The sequence below is a fragment of the Sphingobium sp. genome (genome assembly GCF_035511395.1).
GTDB lineage: Bacteria > Pseudomonadota > Alphaproteobacteria > Sphingomonadales > Sphingomonadaceae > Sphingobium.
The window spans coordinates 1-4,510 of record NZ_DATKFP010000200.1 but is presented as its reverse complement, the minus strand read 5'-3'; the positions used below and the strand labels follow the sequence as shown (position 1 = coordinate 4,510).

At 62.5% G+C, this 4,510-nt stretch carries 4 protein-coding genes and 1 pseudogene; 4 read left to right on the top strand and 1 reads right to left on the bottom strand.

What is annotated here, in order from left to right:
* Positions 1 to 688 (top strand): annotated as a pseudogene (locus tag VMR39_RS13860) (glycogen debranching enzyme GlgX); the annotation flags it as partial.
* Here VMR39_RS13860 and VMR39_RS13855 read toward each other — a convergent pair.
* Positions 669 to 1,238 (bottom strand): NUDIX hydrolase, encoded by a 570-nt coding sequence (locus VMR39_RS13855; protein WP_325416577.1) that lies wholly within the window; start codon positions 1,236 to 1,238, stop codon positions 669 to 671. The pseudogene VMR39_RS13860 and the gene VMR39_RS13855 sit on opposite strands and share 20 nt — an antisense overlap.
* 432 nt (positions 1,239 to 1,670) lie before the next feature.
* On the opposite strand from VMR39_RS13855, the gene rfbF reads away from it, so the two are divergent.
* The 3 genes from rfbF to VMR39_RS13840 form a co-directional block, all read left to right on the top strand.
* Complete coding sequence (gene rfbF / locus VMR39_RS13850; protein WP_325416576.1) at positions 1,671 to 2,486, top strand: glucose-1-phosphate cytidylyltransferase; 816 nt, start codon at positions 1,671 to 1,673, stop codon at positions 2,484 to 2,486.
* Positions 2,479 to 3,633, top strand: coding sequence for a CDP-glucose 4,6-dehydratase (gene rfbG / locus VMR39_RS13845; RefSeq protein ID WP_325416575.1), 1,155 nt, complete (start codon positions 2,479 to 2,481; stop codon positions 3,631 to 3,633). The genes rfbF and rfbG overlap by 8 nt, the downstream gene beginning before the upstream one ends.
* Positions 3,624 to 4,510: DegT/DnrJ/EryC1/StrS family aminotransferase (locus VMR39_RS13840; protein WP_325416574.1), on the top strand; the 887-nt coding region annotated here is incomplete at its 3' end. The genes rfbG and VMR39_RS13840, both read left to right, overlap by 10 nt.

The window sequence follows — 4,510 nt, the reverse complement described above, 5'->3', positions numbered from 1 at the left end:
GCTGGGCGCGCTGGCAACGCGGCTGGCCGGATCATCGGATATTTTCGACGGCGCGGCAACCCGGACCGTCAATTTCCTTGCCGCGCATGACGGTTTCACTCTCGCCGACCTGACCGCCTATGAAGCCCGGCGCAATGAAGCCAATGGCGAGCAGAATCGCGATGGTCACGGCGAAAATTTCAGCTGGAATAACGGGATCGAAGGTCCGAGCGGCGATCCGACAGTACAGGCGGCACGGCGGCGGGACGCAAAGGCATTGCTGTCCACGCTCTTCCTGTCGCGCGGGACGATCATGCTAACCGCGGGCGACGAGTTCGGCCGCAGCCAGCAGGGCAACAATAATGCCTATGCGCAGGACAATTCGATCGGCTGGGTCGACTGGGCGGCACGCGATGGGGAACTGGAGAGACATGCCTTCGCCATGGCAGCGCTACGGGCAGGAACACCCGTATTGCGCGAGGTCGCGCTGCTGTCCGACACGGACGTGGAGTGGCTGGACGAACAGGGGCAGCCGCTGACCGTGGTGCAATGGGAAGATCCGCAGCGTCGCGGGCTTGCGCTGCGCTATCGCACGACAGGCCTCGCCATCTGCATCAACGGTAGCCTGGAGGACTGCGCATTTCACCTGCCGGAGGGCATCGTCATGGTCGCCGCCCGCAGCATCGCGGTCAGTCCACCGGCACGCTGAACAGATCGGGCCGCCGCAGCCGAAGCGCCATCAGCAATATCGCCAGCTTGCCATCGGCCAGTTGCTTGCGCGCCATCATCGTCCAGAGCGCGTCCAGCGACAGTTCGTAGACGGTGATATTCTCCTGCTCGTCGGGATGGCCGCCGCCTTCCTCGATCCTGTCCTCCTCGCGATATTCGGCGAGATAATAGTCGATCTTCTCGGTAACGACGCTGGGAATGCTCCAGATCTGGCCGACATGGGTGAGGTCGCCCAGCCGCACGCCCGCCTCCTCCAGCGCCTCGCGCCGGGTGCAGCTTTCTGCTTCCTCGTCGATCAGGCCGGCAATGGCCTCCATCATGTCCGGCAGCCCGGCCTGCGTAACGGGCGCTCGCGGCATCGAGACCGTGAGGGCTACCCGTCGCTCCGGATCATAGGGCAGGACGGCAACGGCAGGGCGCATTTCCACGATATGACGTTCGAACTCGTCGCCGCTGTCTGCCTGGACATGGGCCATGTGCAGGTTGAGCCAGTCTTCGTAGATGAGTTGCGTCGACAGAATCTTGGTCATGGGCACTCCGATGCGAATGGCGGCACGCTAGGCCAGTCGACCAGAAGGGCCAAGTGCATAGCGTCGCACCATATCCAATGGGGCTAGAAAGTGGCATTTGGAGGCATGGCTCCTGTCCGTCAGGACCAGGCGGATGCTGCGCGCTTGGGCGGGGTGCGGCCAAGATCTTCATTTTCCTGAACGCGCCTGTCTTGACTACAGGAAAATCCAGCAATTCGACGAAGCGGAAGAGCAACAAAGGACAGCGACATTCGCCAGAGATGGCCAGGCATGGCGATCCGGGGGCATTGGAAGGGGCTGCAAACGCCCCCTTTAACCGTCGCGTCTACTCCGCTTGAGCGACGCCGTAACTCCTCTGCCCAAATCCTTTCTGCCTGAACCTCGCTTACTCTCGTCAGCATAGTGTTCAGGTCGAGGGCAGGGAGCATCAACATGAAAATCGTGCTGTTGGCAGGCGGATTGGGATCGCGCCTGGCGGAAGAAACGGTTCACGTTCCCAAGCCGATGGTCGAGGTTGGCGGCAAGCCGATCATCCTCCACGTCATGGATATCTACGCCCAGCACGGCTTCACCGACTTCGTCGTCGCGTGCGGTTACAAGATGATGCTGATGAAGAAGTTCTTCCATGATCTTCATTTCATGAACAACGACTTCACCGTTCAGGTCGGCAACGGGACGATCGCGCTGCGGCAGAGCCGTTCTATCGACTGGAATATTTCGGTGGTCGACACGGGCGAATTGACCATGACCGGCGGGCGTCTGCTGCGGCTGCGCGAATGGCTGGAAAACGACACTTTCATGGTGACCTATTCCGATGGCGTGGGCGACGTTGATATCGGCAAGGCGCTGGAATTCCATCGCTCCCATGGCGGGCTGGCGACGGTGACGGCGGTGCAGCCGCCGGCACGCTTCGGCAATCTGGAACTGGATGGCGGGCGTGTCGTCGAATTCACGGAGAAGGTCCGCAAGCATGAAACCTGGATCAATGGCGGCTTCTTCATCTTCGAGCCGGGCGTGCTCGATTATCTGAGCGGGGATGAAGAACCGCTGGAGCAGGCGCCGTTGGCGCGGCTTGCGGCCGACGGCGAACTGTTTGCGTACAAGCATACCGGCTTCTGGCATCCGATGGACACGATCCGCGATCGTGACCATCTGAACCAGCTATGTGCAGCCGCCTCTCCGCCGTGGCTTCCGACCAAAGCACGGCCCGTCGTTACCGCATATGAACGGGCAAGCGCTGATGCCTGATCAGCGGTTCGACGAAGAGCGGCTGAGCCGCGCGCTGGCAGGTCGCCGCATTCTCTTGACCGGTCATACCGGGTTCAAGGGCGGCTGGCTGGCGTTGTGGCTCCGGCGGCTGGGCGCCGACACTACCGCGGTCGCACTACCCCCGTGCGACCGCGGACCCAGCTTGTTCGAGGCGATCGATGTCGATGGCCTAGTGGATCATCGCTTGTGCGACATTCGCGACGAAGCGGCCTTTGCGCAAACGGTAATGGATCTCGATCCCGATCTGGTGATCCACATGGCGGCGCAGGCGCTGGTGCGGCCATCCTATGTCTCGCCGGTCGAGACCTTCCAGACCAATGTGGTTGGCACGGCGGTCGTTCTCGACGCCGCACGCCGCTTCCAATCGCTCAAGGGCGTGGTCGTAGTGACGAGCGACAAATGCTACGACAATCAGGGCTGGGACTGGGGCTATCGCGAAAGCGACCGGCTGGGCGGCAGCGACCCCTATAGCGCGTCCAAAGGCTGCGCCGAACTGGTGGTGGACTCCTATCGCCGCTCCTTCTTCGCCGAACCCGACAGTCCGATATTGGCCTCGGTTCGCGCCGGCAATGTCTTTGGCGGAGGCGACTGGAGCGTCGACCGGCTGGTGCCCGATATCATCCGTGCGGTCGAGGCGGGCAAGCCGGTGCAGATTCGCAATCCGGCGAGCGTTCGGCCCTGGCAACATGTGCTGGAGCCGCTGGCAGGATATCTGATGCTGGCGGCGCGGATGCTGGAGGGCGACCGCACTATCGGCGGCGCATGGAATTTCGGGCCGGATGCCGATGCGACAGTGGACGTCGCGACCCTGGCCGGGATGGTGGAAAGCGCCTGGGGCAGGGGAGCGCCGAACTTCGTCTTCGGCGATCCGGCCAAGTCGCCGCCCGAAGCGGCGATCCTGCGGCTGGACAGTCAGAAAGCCCGCGAGCGGCTGGGCTGGCGGCCTCGCCTGACGCTGGCGGATGCGGTGGCGCTGACCGTGGAATGGTATCGGGCCGGGCTTGCCGGCCGTCGCGACCTGCGTCTGCTCAGCGAGCGGCAGATCGCTCGCTATGTCATGGGCGTCCGCCCTGCAACGCTACCACAATTTGATCCGGTATTTCGGGAGGCTGCCGCATGCGCGTAAATTACGGCCAGAGCGTCCATGGACAGGCGGAGATCGACGCGGTCGTTTCCGTCCTGAAAGGGTCGACCCAGATGGGCGCGCATGTGCGCGACATGGAGGCGCGCGTCGCGGCGCTGTTTGCGAAGCGGCACGGCATCATGGTCAATTCCGGTTCGTCCGCCAATTATCTGGCCGTCGAACTGCTGCGTCTGCCGGCGGGAAGCGAGGTGATCACGCCTGCGCTGACATTCGCCACGACGGTGGCGCCGATCGTGCGCAACGGGTTGATCCCCGCCTTCGTCGACGTGCGGGAAGGCACCTATAATATCGACGAGGATTTGCTGGAATCCATGATCACGTCGCGCACGCGGGCGATGATGATCCCCTCGCTGATCGGGAATCTGCCCGACTGGGACCGGCTGCGCGAAATTGCCGACTGGCATAATCTGATCCTGATCGAGGACAGCGCGGACACGCTGGGCGCGACGCTGCGCGGACGGTCTACCGGGCTTCGGTCGCACATCAGCACCACCAGCTTCTATGGCTCGCACGTCATCAACGCGGCGGGCAATGGCGGCATGCTGTGCGTCAATGACGAAGCATGGGGACGGCGTGGGTTGTTGTTGCGATCATGGGGGCGTTCATCGTCCATCTTCGTCGATTCCGAGGCGATCGAGCGCCGCTTCGACGTGACGCTGGGCGACATTCCCTATGACGCGAAGTTCCTGTTCGAGGAGTTGGGCTATAATATGGAGCCGTCCGAAATGGGCGCGGCATTCGGGCTGGTGCAGTTGGACAAGCTGGATACGAACATCAGCCTTCGCGAATATAATTTCGAGCGGCATCTGAACTTCTTTTCGCAATATGAGGACTGGTTCATCCTGCCGCGACAACTGTC